The sequence below is a fragment of the Bradyrhizobium sp. AZCC 2230 genome, from assembly GCF_036924495.1.
GTDB lineage: Bacteria > Pseudomonadota > Alphaproteobacteria > Rhizobiales > Xanthobacteraceae > Bradyrhizobium > Bradyrhizobium rifense.
On the sequence record NZ_JAZHRS010000001.1, the window covers coordinates 8,529,702 to 8,543,930 of the forward strand.

The 14,229-nt window shown below is 64.3% G+C and carries 12 protein-coding genes; 9 read left to right on the top strand and 3 right to left on the bottom strand.

All coding sequences use genetic code 11. The features are described from left to right. The first annotated feature begins 4 nt into the window (after nt 1–4). The 9 genes from V1280_RS40645 to V1280_RS40685 all read left to right on the top strand — a co-directional run bounded on the left by V1280_RS40645 (nt 5) and on the right by V1280_RS40685 (nt 11,270). Nucleotides 5–799, top strand: a complete 795-nt coding sequence (locus tag V1280_RS40645) for an ABC transporter ATP-binding protein (protein ID WP_334536345.1) — start codon at nt 5–7, stop codon at nt 797–799. A gap of 337 nt (nt 800–1,136) precedes the next feature. Then, on the top strand, nt 1,137–2,528 hold the full coding sequence (locus tag V1280_RS40650) for an MFS transporter (protein ID WP_334536347.1): 1,392 nt from the start codon (nt 1,137–1,139) through the stop codon (nt 2,526–2,528). Nucleotides 2,529–2,649: 121 nt separating this feature from the next. Further along, nucleotides 2,650–3,078, top strand: coding sequence for a globin family protein (locus V1280_RS40655; RefSeq protein WP_148774535.1), 429 nt, complete (start codon nt 2,650–2,652; stop codon nt 3,076–3,078). A 10-nt stretch (nt 3,079–3,088) separates the two neighbouring features. Continuing rightward, nucleotides 3,089–4,306, top strand: a complete 1,218-nt coding sequence (locus V1280_RS40660) for an NAD(P)/FAD-dependent oxidoreductase (protein ID WP_334536349.1) — start codon at nt 3,089–3,091, stop codon at nt 4,304–4,306. 15 nt (nt 4,307–4,321) lie between these two features. Beyond that, on the top strand, nt 4,322–7,027 hold the full coding sequence (locus V1280_RS40665; protein WP_334536351.1) for a molybdopterin-dependent oxidoreductase: 2,706 nt from the start codon (nt 4,322–4,324) through the stop codon (nt 7,025–7,027). Between the two features lie 217 nt (nt 7,028–7,244). Beyond that, on the top strand, nt 7,245–8,141 hold the full coding sequence (locus tag V1280_RS40670; RefSeq protein ID WP_334536353.1) for an SMP-30/gluconolactonase/LRE family protein: 897 nt from the start codon (nt 7,245–7,247) through the stop codon (nt 8,139–8,141). A 19-nt stretch (nt 8,142–8,160) separates the two neighbouring features. Then, nucleotides 8,161–9,000: an aldo/keto reductase gene (locus V1280_RS40675; RefSeq protein WP_334536355.1), complete on the top strand. Its 840-nt coding sequence runs from the start codon at nt 8,161–8,163 to the stop codon at nt 8,998–9,000. Nucleotides 9,001–9,188: 188 nt separating this feature from the next. Next, a complete protein-coding gene (locus V1280_RS40680) occupies nt 9,189–10,130 on the top strand; it encodes a DMT family transporter (RefSeq protein WP_334538541.1) in 942 nt (313 codons plus the stop codon). Nucleotides 10,131–10,190: 60 nt separating this feature from the next. Beyond that, nucleotides 10,191–11,270: a zinc-binding dehydrogenase gene (locus V1280_RS40685; RefSeq protein WP_334536357.1), complete on the top strand. Its 1,080-nt coding sequence runs from the start codon at nt 10,191–10,193 to the stop codon at nt 11,268–11,270. Here V1280_RS40685 and V1280_RS40690 read toward each other — a convergent pair. From V1280_RS40690 to V1280_RS40700, 3 genes are all read right to left on the bottom strand, one after another. After that, a complete protein-coding gene (locus V1280_RS40690) occupies nt 11,248–12,675 on the bottom strand; it encodes a TAXI family TRAP transporter solute-binding subunit (RefSeq protein WP_334536358.1) in 1,428 nt (475 codons plus the stop codon). The two genes, V1280_RS40685 and V1280_RS40690, sit on opposite strands and share 23 nt — an antisense overlap. 51 nt (nt 12,676–12,726) lie before the next feature. After that, a complete protein-coding gene (ppk2, locus tag V1280_RS40695; RefSeq protein WP_334536359.1) occupies nt 12,727–13,647 on the bottom strand; it encodes a polyphosphate kinase 2 in 921 nt (306 codons plus the stop codon). Nucleotides 13,648–13,755: 108 nt separating this feature from the next. Next, nucleotides 13,756–14,217 (bottom strand): Lrp/AsnC family transcriptional regulator, encoded by a 462-nt coding sequence (locus tag V1280_RS40700; RefSeq protein WP_045010019.1) that lies wholly within the window; start codon nt 14,215–14,217, stop codon nt 13,756–13,758. Nucleotides 14,218–14,229 lie beyond the last annotated feature (12 nt).

The following is a 14,229-nucleotide window of genomic DNA, read 5'->3' on the forward strand; positions in this document are numbered from 1 at the left end:
ACACATGACCGCCTATCTGAAGCTCGACCACATCGACAAGATCTTTACCCGCGGCGCCGCCACCACGGAGGTGCTCAAGGACATCAACCTGACCATCGAAAAGGGCGAATACGTCTCGATCATCGGTCACTCCGGCTGCGGCAAGTCGACCCTGCTCAACATCATCGCCGGGCTCACCACCGCCACCACCGGCGGCGTCTTGCTGGAGAACCGCGAGGTGAATTCGCCGGGGCCCGATCGCGCGGTGGTGTTCCAGAACCACAGCCTGCTGCCGTGGTTGACCGTGTACGAGAACGTCAAGCTTGGCGTCGACAAGGTTTTTGCCAGGACCAAGACGAGGGCCGAGCGCGACGCCTGGGTGATGCACAATCTCAACCTCGTGCAGATGGCCCATGCCCGCGACAAGCGCCCGTCCGAAATCTCGGGCGGCATGAAGCAGCGCGTCGGCATTGCCCGCGCGCTCGCAATGGAGCCGAAAGTGCTTCTGCTCGACGAGCCCTTCGGCGCGCTCGACGCGCTGACCCGCGCCCATCTGCAGGATTCGGTGATGGCGCTGCATCAGAAGCTCGGCAACACCATTCTGATGATCACCCACGACGTCGACGAGGCCGTGCTGCTGTCCGACCGCATCGTGATGATGACGAACGGGCCCTCCGCGCGCATCGGCGAGGTGCTGGATGTGCCGCTCGCACGGCCGCGCAAGCGGCTCGAACTCGCGACCAACACGACGTATCTGAAGTGCCGGCAGCGCGTGCTCGAATTCCTTTACGAACGCCATCGCTTCGTCGAGGCCGCGTAACGCATCGTTAACGTGTGAAAACGTTGCGCCTAATTTTGAATCATCAAGCTCAATCCTTGTGCGTCGCACAGGGATTGAGCGAATCGCAAAATTTGCGTGCGAAATCAGCCTGCAAATATTTCGGTCAATTCGAATAAGCTGCTGAATTCCCTGTATTTCCCGATCGCGCGCAGTTGGCACGGAAGTTGAATTACCTTGTTCGACGCCAACGACGACGTCCCTCAACATCATCAATCAGCATCGTGAACTCGCCACCGGGGCCTGGCCTCGGAGCGCGCCTCCGTGGCCGGAGGCAGGGCCTGCAACGACGCAGCGGTGAGCCTAGAAGGGATATGCAATGACCGAGAGTCCCACCCCAAGTCACACTTGGATTTCTGACTGGCGCCCCGAAGACGAGGCGTTCTGGAATGCGGGCGGTAAGACCATCGCCCGGCGTAACCTGATCTGGTCGATCGTTGCCGAGCATATCGGCTTCTCGGTCTGGCTGATCTGGAGCATCGTCACCACCAAGCTGCCGCAGGCTGGATTCCACTACTCCACCGACGAGCTGTTTCAGCTCATCGCGGTGCCGGGGTTGATCGGCGCATTGATGCGCTTTCCCTACACGTTCGCGGTTACGACCTTCGGCGGCCGCAACTGGACCATTTTCAGCGCAGCCGTGCTGTTCATCCCGACGCTGTCGCTCGCCTATTTCGTGAGCCAGCCCGATACGCCGTTCTGGCTGATGCTGCTGGTGGCCTCCACCGCCGGTCTCGGCGGCGGCAATTTCGCCTCCAGCATGACCAACATCTCCTTCTTCTTCCCCGACCGGATGAAGGGCTGGGCGCTCGGCCTCAACGCCGCCGGGGGCAATATCGGCGTCTCCAGCGTGCAGCTGCTGACGCCGATCCTGATGACGCTCGCGGTCATCAATCTGTTCCAGGCCACGCCCGTCGACGGTGTCTTCCTCCAGAACGCCGGCCTGATGTGGGTGCTGCCGATCGCGATCGCGGTGTTCGGCGCAGTGTTCTTCATGAACAACCTCACCTCGGCCAAGTCGTCGATCAAGAACCAGCTCGCTGTGGTCAAGCGCAAGCACACCTGGATCATGGCCTATCTCTATATCGGCACGTTCGGATCCTTCATCGGCTACTCTGCCGCGTTTCCGCTGCTGATCAAGACTCAGTTTCCGACGGTGACGATCGGAATCGCGTTCCTCGGGCCTCTGGTCGGCTCGTTGTCGCGACCGCTTGGCGGCCTGCTCGCCGACAAGATCGGCGGCTCGGTCCTCACCTTCTGGAATTTCATGGCGATGGCTGCTGCGACGATCGGCGTGCTCTATTTCGTCGGGCACAAGGACTTCACCGGCTTCCTGTCGATGTTCCTGATCCTGTTCGTCACGACAGGCATCGGCAATGGCTCGACCTATCGCATGATCCCCTCGATCTTCCGCGAGCAGAACCTGTTCAAGGTGCGCGGCAAGGGCGACTCGGAGCGCGCAGTCGCGTTGAAGACCGCAAGCATCGAGAGCGGTGCAGCGGTCGGCTTCATCGGCGCGGTCGGTGCGGTCGGCGGCTATCTGATCCCGAGCGGCTTCGGCAAGTCGATCGCGATGACGGGCGGCCCGCAGCTCGCGCTCGCGATCTATCTCGGCTTCTACGCCTCCTGCCTCGCTCTGACCTGGTGGTTCTACCTGCGTCGCAGTCCGCAGGCTGAAGGCGCGCCAGGCCTTGCTGAGGCGCGGGTGTGACACTTGGTACGAAACTCGCTTCTCCCCGTACGGGGGAGAAGTCTCGCTGATGACGTTTGACCCATGAACCTTGTTCGCAACGGCGCGGACCAAGGCAAACCGAAACAGGCAGGAGAACATCATGACGCCCGAACAGATCACCCTTGTCCAGCAAAGCTTTTCCAAGGTCGCACCGATTTCAGAAGCAGCCGCCGTGCTGTTCTACGACCGCTTGTTCGAGGTGGCGCCGTCCGTGCGCGCGATGTTTCCCGAAGACATGACCGAGCAGCGCAAGAAGCTGATGGGCATGCTCGCCGCTGTCGTCAGTGGCCTGTCGAATCTCGAGACAATTCTTCCCGCGGCCTCGGCGCTCGCGAAGCGCCACGTCGCCTACGGCGCCAAGGCCGAGCACTATCCCGTGGTCGGCGCGACCTTGCTGTGGACCCTGGAGAAGGGGCTCGGCGAAGCCTGGACGCCTGAACTCGCAACCGCCTGGACCGACGCTTATGGCGTGCTGTCCGGCTACATGATTTCCGAGGCCTACGGCGCACAGTCGCAGGCCGCCGAATAGGAGATGCCTTGTGAGTGAGCCACTGGTCATCGTCGGTAACGGTATGGCGGCTGCGCGTCTGGTCGATGAACTCGCCAAGACTGCGCTCGGCCGCTACGCGGTTGCCGTCATCGGCGATGAGCCGCGGCTCGCTTACAATCGCGTGCTGCTCTCCTCCGTGCTGGCCGGCGAGACCGGCTCGCACGAGATCGAGCTCCGCCCGGCGGACTGGTGGCGTCATCGCGGCGTCACCGTGCGCTACGGCTATCGCGTCACCGAGATCGACACCGGCCGCCGCGAGCTCAAGATCGCGGGCGAAGAGAGCATGGAATATTCCAAGCTGGTGCTCGCCACCGGTTCGACGCCGCTGCGGCTCAACGTGCCGGGTGCTGATCTCGCCGGCGTGCACACGTTTCGCGACACGCGCGATGTCGACCTGCTGCTGACGCTGGCGGCCGCAAAGAAGCGCGTCGTCGTGGTCGGCGGCGGCCTGCTCGGACTTGAGGCAGCCTACGGCCTGGCGAAAGCCGGCGCGCCCGTGACGCTGCTGCATCTGATGGACCGGCTGATGGAGCGTCAACTCGATGGTCCGGCCGCCGATCTGCTCAAGACACTCGTGGAGCGCAAGGGCATTCGCATCCTGCTCAATGCCTCGACCGCCTGCATCCACGGCGAGCGTCACGTCGAAGCCGTCGAGCTCGCTGCCGGCAGCCGCATCGAGGCGGACGCCGTGATCTTCGCCGCCGGCATCAGGCCCAACGTTGCGCTGGCCAGGGACGCCGGCATCGCGGTCAACCGCGGCATCGTCGTCAACGACGAGATGCAGACGGCGTCTCCGGACATCTACGCGCTCGGTGAGTGCGCCGAGCATCGCGGCACCTGTTACGGACTGGTCGAGCCGGCCTACGAGCAGGCGCGGGTGCTGGCGCGGCATCTCGGCGGCCGTCCCGCCGCCTATCAGGGCAGCGTGGTCTCGACCAATCTGAAAGTGTCCGGCGTCAGCGTGTTCTCCGCCGGCGACTTCATGGGCGGGGAGGGCAGCGAAAGCCTGGTGCTCACCGACCGGACGCGGGGTACCTACAAAAAGCTCGTGGTTGCCGACGGCCGGCTCACTGGCGCCGTGCTGATCGGTGATACCGTCGATGCACTCTGGTATCTCGAGTTGATCCGCACCCGCGAGAAGATCGCAGGGATCCGCGCCGACATGATGTTCGGCCGCGCGCTCGCGCGTCCGTCCAAGGCGGCGTGAAGGAGGCTGCTTGATATGACGGCGATCGACCCAAACCTCCGCGCCACCAAAACGACCTGTCCCTATTGCGGCGTCGGCTGCGGCGTGCTCGCAACGCCTGACGGCACGGGTGGCGCTGCGATTGCGGGTGATCCCGATCATCCCGCGAATTTCGGCCGCCTGTGCTCGAAGGGCTCTGCGCTCGGCGAGACGGTCGGGCTCGAGAGCCGGCTGCTCTACCCGATGATCCGCTGCAAGGGCGTGCTGGAACGCGTGGCCTGGAGCGATGCGCTCGACCACGTCGCTCACCGCATGAAACACATCATTGCGCGCGATGGAGCGGACACGGTCGCGTTCTATCTGTCCGGCCAGCTGCTCACCGAGGACTATTACGTCGCCAACAAGCTGATGAAGGGCTTCGTCGGCACGGCGAATGTCGATACCAATTCGCGGCTCTGCATGTCGTCATCGGTCGCCGGCCACCGGCGCGCCTTCGGTGCCGACACCGTGCCGGGCTGCTACGAGGATCTCGACCAGGCCGATCTGCTGGTCTTCGTCGGCTCCAATGCGGCCTGGTGCCACCCGGTGCTGTTCCAGCGCATGGTGAAGAACCGGCAGGAGCGCGGCGCGCGGATGATCGTGATCGATCCGCGCCGGACCGACACCGCGAGCGATGTCGATCTGTTCCTCGGCCTCAAGCCCGGCACCGATACCGCGTTGTTCTCGGGCTTGTTCGTTCACCTCGTCGACAGCGGTGCGCTGGACCAGGACTACATCACGCAGAACACGTCGGGTTTCGACGATGCGCTGGCGCGCGCGCGCAACATCGCCGGCAGTGTCACCGCGACTGCGCTTGCGACGGGTCTGACCGAGCTGGACGTTGCCGCTTTCTTCAGGATGTTCCGCGAGACCGAGCGGGTCGTCACGCTCTACTCGCAAGGTGTCAACCAGTCGGCGCAGGGCACCGACAAGGTCAATGCGATCCTGAACTGTCATCTCGCCACGGGCCGTATCGGCAAACTCGGTGCCTCGCCGTTCTCGCTCACCGGCCAGCCCAACGCGATGGGCGGCCGCGAGGTCGGCGGGCTCGCCAATCAGCTTGCCGCGCACATGAACTTCACGCCGCCCGACATCGACCGTGTGCGGCGGTTCTGGAAGGCGCCGCGCATCGCCACCCACGAAGGGCTGAAGGCGGTGCAGCTGTTTGAGGCGATCAACCGCGGCGAGGTCAAGGCGCTCTGGGTGATGGGCACCAATCCCGCGGTCTCGCTGCCCGATGCGGATTTCGTGCGCGAGGCGCTGAAGAAGCTCGAGCTGTTCGTGGTGTCCGAAAATGTGCTCTCCAACGACACGGTCGAGGCGGGGCCGCATGTGCTGCTGCCTGCGCTGGCCTGGGGCGAGAAGTCGGGCACGGTGACCAATTCCGAACGCCGCATCTCGCGCCAGCGTTCGTTCCTCCCCGCACCCGGCGAGGCGCGCCCCGATTGGTGGATCCTCAGCGAGACCGCAAAACGCCTCGGCTTCGGCGACAGTTTTAATTACAAATCCGCGGCCGATATCTTCCGCGAACACGCCGCGCTCTCGGCGTTCGAGAACAATGGCAGCCGCGATTTCGACATCGGCGCGCTGACGTCGCTGTCCGACGAGGACTTCGACGCCTTGAAGCCCGTGCAATGGCCTGCGCGCGAGGGCGAAGCGCCGGGCGAGCGCTTCTTCGCGAAAGGTGGCTTCTTCACCAATGACGGCAAGGGCCGTTTCGTCGCGCCGGAGGTGCCGGCGCTGCGCGGCGAGACCAGTCCGTCGCGACCCCTGCGGCTCAACACCGGCCGCATCCGCGACCAGTGGCACACCATGACGCGCACGGGGCTGAGCAAGCGGCTCGGCGCGCATCTGCCCGAGCCGTTCGTCGAGATCCATCCCGACGATGCCAACAAATACAGCATCGCCCATGACGGCTTTGCCCGCATCACCACCGACTACGGTCAGTGCATTTTGAAGGCCGTCGTCAGTGATCGGCAGCAGCGCGGCATGCTGTTCGCGCCCATCCACTGGAGTGCGATGAACGGTTCGCACGGCCGCGTTGGTGCGCTGGCCGCGCCGTTCACCGATCCGTTCTCCGGACAGCCGGAGTCGAAGGCGACGCCGGCTGCGATCGCGCCCTATGAGTACGTCTTCCGCGGCTTTGCGCTGTCGCGAAAACAGCTTCACCTCCCGCCGAACCTGCTGTGGACCCGCGTCACGGTCACAGGCGGCTTCGGCTATCTCTTCGCCGACAATGCTGATCTGTCGCGCTGGCCGGCCTGGCTCGACGGCGTCGCCGGCGAAGACGTCGCCGACTACCGCGATTTCGGCGGCGGCGTTTATCGCGCAGCCTCGTTCACGGGCGATCGCATCGAGACCTGCCTGTTCGTCGGCCCCGCCCACGATGCCGGCGATTGGGAGGTGGTGAAGAGCGTATTCGCGGCCGATCGCGTCACCGACGATCAGCGCCGCATGCTGCTATCGGGCAAGTCCAGCGAAGGCGCCACCTCGACCGGCCCGATCGTCTGCGCCTGCTTCGGCGTCGGCCGCGGCACCATCTGCGACACCATCGCAAGCGGCGCCCGCACCGCCGCCGAGATCGGCGTCAAGCTCAAGGCCGGCACCAATTGCGGTTCCTGCATCCCCGAACTGAAGCGGCTGATTGCGACGACGGAGATCGCACCGGCGAAGCAGGCCAAGCTCGCGGGCGCGGCGGGCTAGGGCACTACTCTCTCCGTCGCCATTGCGAGCGCAGCGAAGCAATCCGGAGTCCCGCCGCGGTGACAGTCTGGATTGCTTCGCTACGCTCGCAATGACGGTGCTTGTTGAGGCGGAATGCCCATTTCCCCCAACACAGCCATGCCGCTGCCCCAATCGACGCACTCGCGATTGTGCCCTATATTGCCGCGCTCCCCCCTCAACAATCATAAAAACCAAAATGTACCTGGAAACGCCGCCGCGCCTGATCGAAACCAAGGTCTTTTCCGCCATGCCCGACAATTTCCGCCGCAAGGGCGTGCGGACGGATTGGGCTGACGCCAATCGGCCGGGCGTGCCGACCGATAGCTTCATCGAAGGCCCGTCGTTCGACAGGGACGGCAATCTCTACGTCGTCGACATTCCCTTTGGTCGCATCTTCCGCATCGCACCGGATGGGACGTGGTCGCTCGTCGTCGAATATGAGGGCTGGCCGAACGGGCTGAAGATCGCGGCTGACGGCCGCATCCTGGTGGCCGATTACATGCACGGCATCATGGAGCTCGACGCCAAGGCCGGCCGCATCAAGCCCGTCCTCACCGCGCGCAATTCGGAATCGTTCCGCGGCTGCAACGATCTGCATCTCGCCTCCAATGGCGACATCTATTTCACCGACCAGGGTCAGACCGGCCTGCATGACACAAGCGGCCGTGTCTATAAGCTGGCGCCGAACGGCCGGCTCGATTGTCTTGTTGACACCGGCATCAGCCCGAACGGGCTGGTGCTTGATCCGACCGAGACCGTGCTGTTCGTCGCCATGACGCGCGACAACGCGGTATGGCGCCTGCCGTTCATGAAGGATGGCAGCGTGTCGAAGGTCGGCCGCTTCTGCTCGCTGTTCGGCACATCAGGCCCCGATGGCATGACCATGGATGCGAGCGGCCGCCTGTTCGTCGGCCACGCCTCGCTCGGTCATGTTTTCGTGTTCGCACCGAATGGTGAATTGATCGCGCGGATCAAGTCCTGCGCGGGGCCGAACTGCACCAATGTCGCCATCGGTGGCGCGAAGAAGGATCGGCTCTATATCACGGAGTCAGCGACCGGCAGCGTGCTGGTTGCGGACATCAGTGGTCTGTAGAGCATTGGAAGGAACGAACATGAACACAAAGCCCTTCGGCAAGACCGGCGCCAATGTCTCCGTGATCGGGCAGGGCACCTGGTATCTCGACCATGGCGATCGCAAGCGTGCGATCGCGGCGCTGCAGCGCGGGCTCGATCTTGGCATGACCCATATCGACACCGCCGAGATGTATGGCGATGCCGAGCTCGTCATTGCCGATGCGATCGCCGGCCGTCGCGAAGAGGTGTTCCTGGTCTCAAAGGTGCTGCCGAGCAATGCCTCGCGCCGCGGCACCGTCACCGCTTGCGAGCGCTCTCTGAAGCGGCTGAAGACGGATCGTCTCGATTGCTATCTGCTGCACTGGCGCGGATCGTATGACCTTGAAGACACCGTCGCTGCGTTCGAGGAACTGGTGAAAGCCGGCAAGATCAAATCCTGGGGCGTTTCCAATTTCGACGCCGACGATCTCGACGAAATCCTCGATGTCTCCGGCGAAGGCAAGATCGCCTGCAATCAGGTGCTCTATCATCTGAAGGAACGTGCGATCGAGCACGCCGTCATCCCCTGGTGCGAGAAGCACGGCGTCGCCGTCGTCGCCTATTCACCGTTCGGTCACGATGATTTCCCTGACGAGCGCAGCAAAGGCGGCGCCGTGCTTGCGCGCATTGCGGAGGCCCGTCGCGCGACACCGCGTCAGGTCGCGCTGAGCTTTCTCACCCGTGCAACTACGGTGTTCGCGATCCCGAAGGCATCGTCCGCGGAACATGCCGGCGAAAATGCGGCCGCCGGCGATCTCGTGCTGACGAAGGACGAGATTTCGGCGCTGGATGCGGCGTTTCCGCGCGGTCCGAAGCCGCGCGGCCTGCCCATGCTGTAGTGCACAAAGGCCTATTATTAATGGAGTATTGACGCGCGCGGACCTGAGCGCATATCGGCATCCTGTTTTCGGAAGTTGTGAAAGCGGCGCATTTGTCGTTTTTTACGACCGCTCCCGAATCGTCGTTTTCCCAGGTTTTAGCCGTGACACCGCCGCCCGCCGCAGCCGCAAGGCTCGACAGTATTTCCATGCCCTTGCCGGAGAAGAAGCAGCAGGCTCGCCGCGCGCCTGCGCGCGTTGATCATCCCTTCAAGGGCATCGCGCTGGTCCTGCTGTCGACGGTGTTTCTCGGCTGCTCCGACGTCACCGCGAAATATCTCTCGACCAGCCTGCCGTCGATCGAGATCACCTGGATCCGCTTCGTTACTTTCGCGCTGATGTTCGCGCCGGTGATGCTGCCGGGCTCGCCGCTGCATGCCATGCGTACCGAGCGTCTCGGGCTGCAATTGATACGCGGCGTCGCACTGCTCGGCTCCTCGCTGTTCTTCATCACCGGCTTGCGCTTCCTCCCCATCGCGGAAGCCTCCGCCACTGGCTTCGTCTCGCCGCTGTTCGTCACCGCGCTCTCGATCATCTTTCTCAGCGAGAAGGTCGGCATGCGCCGCTGGATCGCGACGGCGATCGGACTGATGGGCGTGATGATCATTCTGCGGCCGGGCTCGAGTGCTTTCCACGTCGCTGCCTTCTTCCCGATCGTTTCGGCGTTCTGCTGGGCTGCCGCGCTGATCATGACGCGCATGATGAGCGGGCGGGAAGCCGTCGTCACCACGATGGCGTACTCGGCGCTCACCGGCGTTGCGATCCTGAGCGTGATGGTGCCGTTCGTCTGGGTCACGCCGACCTGGACAGGCATCGGGCTCGGTATTCTGATCGGTCTCGCCTCCACGATCGGCCAGTGGATCGTCGTGCTCGCCTATCGCTACGGCGACGCCTCGGTGCTGGCGCCGTTCTCCTACACGCAGTTGCTGTGGGTTAGCATTCTGGGCTTCTTCCTGTTCGGCGAGCTGCCGGATGTCTGGACTGTCACGGGCGCGGCCTTCATCGTCGCCAGCGGTCTCTACATTGCCCATCGCGAGCGCATCCGCCGCGCCCAGCTGCTGGTGCTGGAAGAGCGTTCTCCGAACCCCTGACGCAAGTCCAGGCGTCCCTGTTCATGCCATCAACGGCTCCAACGATATGGGAGGAGCCGAATGCGCGCTGCAATTTTCAGGAACGGTGAGATTGTCGTCGACCGGATGGCCGAGCCGAAGCCGGGCCCCGGCCAGGTGCTGGTCAAGACGCTCGCCTGCGGCATTTGCGGCTCCGACCTGCACGCGCGCCAGCACGCGCCACGAATGGTGGAGATGGCGAAGAAGACCGGGCGACCACCGATGGATCTGTCGCGCGACGTCGTGTTCGGCCACGAGTTCTGTTGCGAGATCGTCGACTATGGCTCCGGCACGACGCGCAAGCTCAAGCCGGGCACGCATGTGTGCTCGCTGCCCGCGCTGCTGACGCCGGAGGGCATCAAGGGCATCGGCTATTCCAACGACTTTATCGGCGGCTATGCAGAGCAGATGCTGCTCAGCGAGCCGCTGCTGCTGGAGGTGCCGAACGGCCTTGCGCCGGAACATGCCGCACTGACCGAGCCGCTCGCGGTCGGTGTTCACGCGGTGGCGAAAGCGAACATCAGCGGCGGCGAGGTGCCGCTCGTGATCGGCTGCGGTCCGGTCGGGCTCGCGGTGATCGCCGCACTCAAGATCAAGGGCCTGCATCCAATCGTTGCCGCCGACTATTCGCCGGCGCGCCGCGCGCTCGCAGCTCAGCTTGGCGCCGACATCATCGTCGATCCCCGTATATCGCAACCCTATGCGACCTGGGCCGAGCACGCGCAGATGTCGGAGGCGGAGAAGGCGGCGCGACCGCCGCTCCAGGCCATGTTGCCGGCGCTGAAGCCCGCGGTCATCTTCGAGTGCGTCGGCGTGCCCGGCCTGCTGCAGCAGGTGTTCGAGGGCGCGCCGCGCGATGCCAAGATCGTCGTGGTCGGCGTCTGCATGGAGAGCGACAAAAGCGAACCCATGCTCGGCATCATGAAGGAGCTCAACGTCCAGTACGTGCTCGGCTACACGCCGGAGGAGTTTTCGGCATCGCTCCGTCTGATCGCCGAAGGGCAGGTGGATGCAGCCGCCATGGTGACGGCGGAAGTGGGCATCGACGGTGTCGCCAAGGCGTTTGCCGATCTCGCCAATCCCGAGGGGCACACCAAGATCATCGTGCGGCCGTGGAAATAGCGAACGGCTGAAGTACGGCGCCATCGGATTTTTGCGCGACATCGGCATGGCCCATCTGGGCGATCACGGCCCGGCGGTCGACGATCGCCTGATGGAATTGCGCCAGCACGAGGCCGAAGGCGGCGAGATCGCCGTCCTCGATGGCCCCGTCTTCGTGACAGGCCAGTGTCTCACGCAGGATGTCGTCGGCCGCGCTTTGCATCGCCGCGAGATCGTCCACTGACGTCGCTTCGCGCACACTCGTGATCGCGGTCAGCAGGCGGTCGCGATGCAGTGCGTTCTCGCTGCGCTCCTCGCGCCGCAGATAATGCCGCAGCCATGCGGCAACCGAGCCGAGGCCGGAGAGCAGCAGAACCACGCCCCAGATGTAGTCGCTGTACCTGTCCATGAAACTGCGTTCGTTGCCGTCGATATAGGCGGCGGCTCCCGCATGTGCCGGCAGCGCGGCATCCTTGTCGGTGTCGGGTTTCTGGATGTGGCTGGCGCCGGGCAACTCCTTGACCAGCGACGGCTTGATCGTAAACAGCTCGCGGGTGAAGGCAGCCACCGCGTCTTCAGACAGCGAACTTGGCGCCACGATGAGATGATTGACGGCGATGGTCTCGATCTTGTCGTCGGGCCGCTGCGGTGTCGCCGCAAATGCGCCGGCCGGGATTTCCTCGGACTCATAGAGCGGGTGCCGCTCGGCAATGGCCTCGGAGACGTCGACCGGGAGGAACTTCGGATCGCCACGCAGGCGCGTGGTGGCGGCAATCGTCTCGGCGATGACCTTGTCGTCGAGCGCGCCCACCATCATGAAGGCATCGAGCGTGGTGTCCTGGGTCATCTCGGAGATGCGGTCCGTGCCGACCTGGGTGGTCGTCACTTTCTGCGGATTGACGCCGGACTCGGCCAGGATGACGCGCAGCAGATTGGGATTGGCATCGCCGAGGCCGACGATGCCGATGCGGCGGCCGCTGAGCGAAGCGATGTCCGTGACCTTCGACTTGGCCGCGCCCTTGCGCCCCGTCGGCGCCCACAGCACCACAAAGTTCCGGCGCAGGATCGCAACGGAATTCGCGTCGGAGGGCATGGGGAGGTCGCCGCGCGCGACCGCGAGGTCGGCCTTGCCGCCGCCGAGCAGATTGAGGCTTTGCAGCGTGCCGTCTGTCTCGATCGGCGTCAGCCGCACGGTGCCGCTTTTCGCCTCGATCGCCTTGGCGATGGCCAACACCAGCGCCTGGTCGTCGCTGCCGGCAGGTCCAACGGCGATGCGCAGCGTCGCCGGCTGCCAGAGCCAATAGGCAAGTGCGAGCGCGACCGTCAGAAGCGACAAGAGGCTCGCCAGCGCAAGCCAGGGGCCAAAGCGATAGCGGCGGCGGGAGGGGACGCTCCTCGTTACGCTCAGATCGCTCGGCACGGGCATCTCGCTTTTCTCATCGGCAAGCTCGCCCGCCGCTCAACGCGGCGGGTGCCGTCAGTATTTCGAAGGCACGTACATCTCCGTCGGGATCGGGCCGCGGTGATAGTCGGGATTGCGCACGCGCGGCGGCAGCACCACGGGCGCGCGGCCGACCTCCTGGTAGGGGATCTGGCTCAGAAGATGCGCGATGCAGTTGAGCCGCGCGCGTTTCTTGTCGACGGCGTCGACGATCCACCACGGTGAGTCCGGCAGATGCGTGTGCTCCAGCATGGTCTCCTTGGCCTTGGTGTAGGCTTCCCAGCGGCTGCGTGCCTCGACGTCCATCGGGCTCAGCTTCCACTGCTTGAGCGGATCCTTGATGCGCATGGTGAAGCGGAACTGCTGCTCGTCGTCGGTGATGGAGAACCAGTACTTGATCAGAATGGTTCCCGAGCGGATCAGCATCCGCTCGAATTCCGGCACCGACTGAAAAAACTCCTGATACTGCTCGTCGGTGCAGAAGCCCATCACGCGCTCGACGCCGGCGCGATTGTACCAGCTGCGGTCGAACAGGACCATTTCGCCGCCCGCGGGCAGATGTGAGACGTAGCGCTGGAAATACCATTGCGTGCGCTCGCGCTCGCTCGGCGCCGGAAGCGCTGCGACGCGGCAGATGCGGGGATTGAGGCGTTGGGTGATGCGCTTGATGACGCCGCCCTTGCCGGCGGAGTCGCGGCCTTCGAACAGCACGACGACCTTCTTCTTCTCGCCCTGCACCCAGTCCTGCAGCTTGACCAGCTCGCCCTGGAGCCGGAGCAGCTCCCGGAAATAGAGCCTTCGGTCAACCGTTGGGTGGATCGCGTCGGTCTCGTCCAGGAGCTCGTCGAGACGGGCATCATCCAGCTCCATCTCCAGCTCCTCGTCGAGATCGTCGGCCATCTCCTGGATGATGCGCTCGCGCTTGGCGGTCTGGGCGGTGCGGTCGGATGCGGTCATGGGTCCTTCTCTCGGCTCAGGTGCCTGTCACCCACGACCATCGACGGGGTTTATTGCGTCCATGTGGACACCGGCGGCCGGCCGGTTCCGAAATGGCCCGCAGGGCCGTCAGACCGGCAGCGCGATCGAATATTTGACCTGGCTCAGCGCAAAGCTCGACTCGATCGATGCGATGCCGTCGAGCCGGGTCAGCTTGGTCTTCAGGAATGTCTCGTAGGAGGCGAGGTCGGCTGCCACCACGCGCAGGAGGTAGTCGCGGTTGCCGGTCATCAGATAACATTCCAGCACCTCGTCCCATTTCGAGATGGCGCGGGCGAAGCGATTCAGATCCTCCTCCTTCTGCCGCGCCAGCTTGATCGAGATGAACACGCTGACATGCAGCCCCAGCGCTTTCTGGTCCACGGTTGCGATATAGCGTGAGATGACGCCGCGTTCTTCCAGCAGCTTGACCCTGCGATGGCAGGGCGAGACCGAGAGCCCGACCTTGTCGGCGAGCTCCTGCATGGTCAGCCGGCTGTCGTTCTGGAGAGAGCTGAGGATCTTGCGGTCGATGGCGTCGAGCTCAGGCATTGGGATGGAACC

Coding starts and splice junctions, on each gene's coding strand:
- V1280_RS40645 (WP_334536345.1), top strand. CDS start 5: ATGACCGCCTATCTGAAGCTCGACCACATCGACAAGATCTTTACCCGC.
- V1280_RS40650 (WP_334536347.1), top strand. CDS start 1,137: ATGACCGAGAGTCCCACCCCAAGTCACACTTGGATTTCTGACTGGCGC.
- V1280_RS40655 (WP_148774535.1), top strand. CDS start 2,650: ATGACGCCCGAACAGATCACCCTTGTCCAGCAAAGCTTTTCCAAGGTC.
- V1280_RS40665 (WP_334536351.1), top strand. CDS start 4,322: ATGACGGCGATCGACCCAAACCTCCGCGCCACCAAAACGACCTGTCCC.
- V1280_RS40670 (WP_334536353.1), top strand. CDS start 7,245: ATGTACCTGGAAACGCCGCCGCGCCTGATCGAAACCAAGGTCTTTTCC.
- V1280_RS40675 (WP_334536355.1), top strand. CDS start 8,161: ATGAACACAAAGCCCTTCGGCAAGACCGGCGCCAATGTCTCCGTGATC.
- V1280_RS40680 (WP_334538541.1), top strand. CDS start 9,189: ATGCCCTTGCCGGAGAAGAAGCAGCAGGCTCGCCGCGCGCCTGCGCGC.
- V1280_RS40685 (WP_334536357.1), top strand. CDS start 10,191: ATGCGCGCTGCAATTTTCAGGAACGGTGAGATTGTCGTCGACCGGATG.
- V1280_RS40690 (WP_334536358.1), bottom strand. CDS start 12,675: ATGCCCGTGCCGAGCGATCTGAGCGTAACGAGGAGCGTCCCCTCCCGC.
- ppk2 (WP_334536359.1), bottom strand. CDS start 13,647: ATGACCGCATCCGACCGCACCGCCCAGACCGCCAAGCGCGAGCGCATC.
- V1280_RS40700 (WP_045010019.1), bottom strand. CDS start 14,217: ATGCCTGAGCTCGACGCCATCGACCGCAAGATCCTCAGCTCTCTCCAG.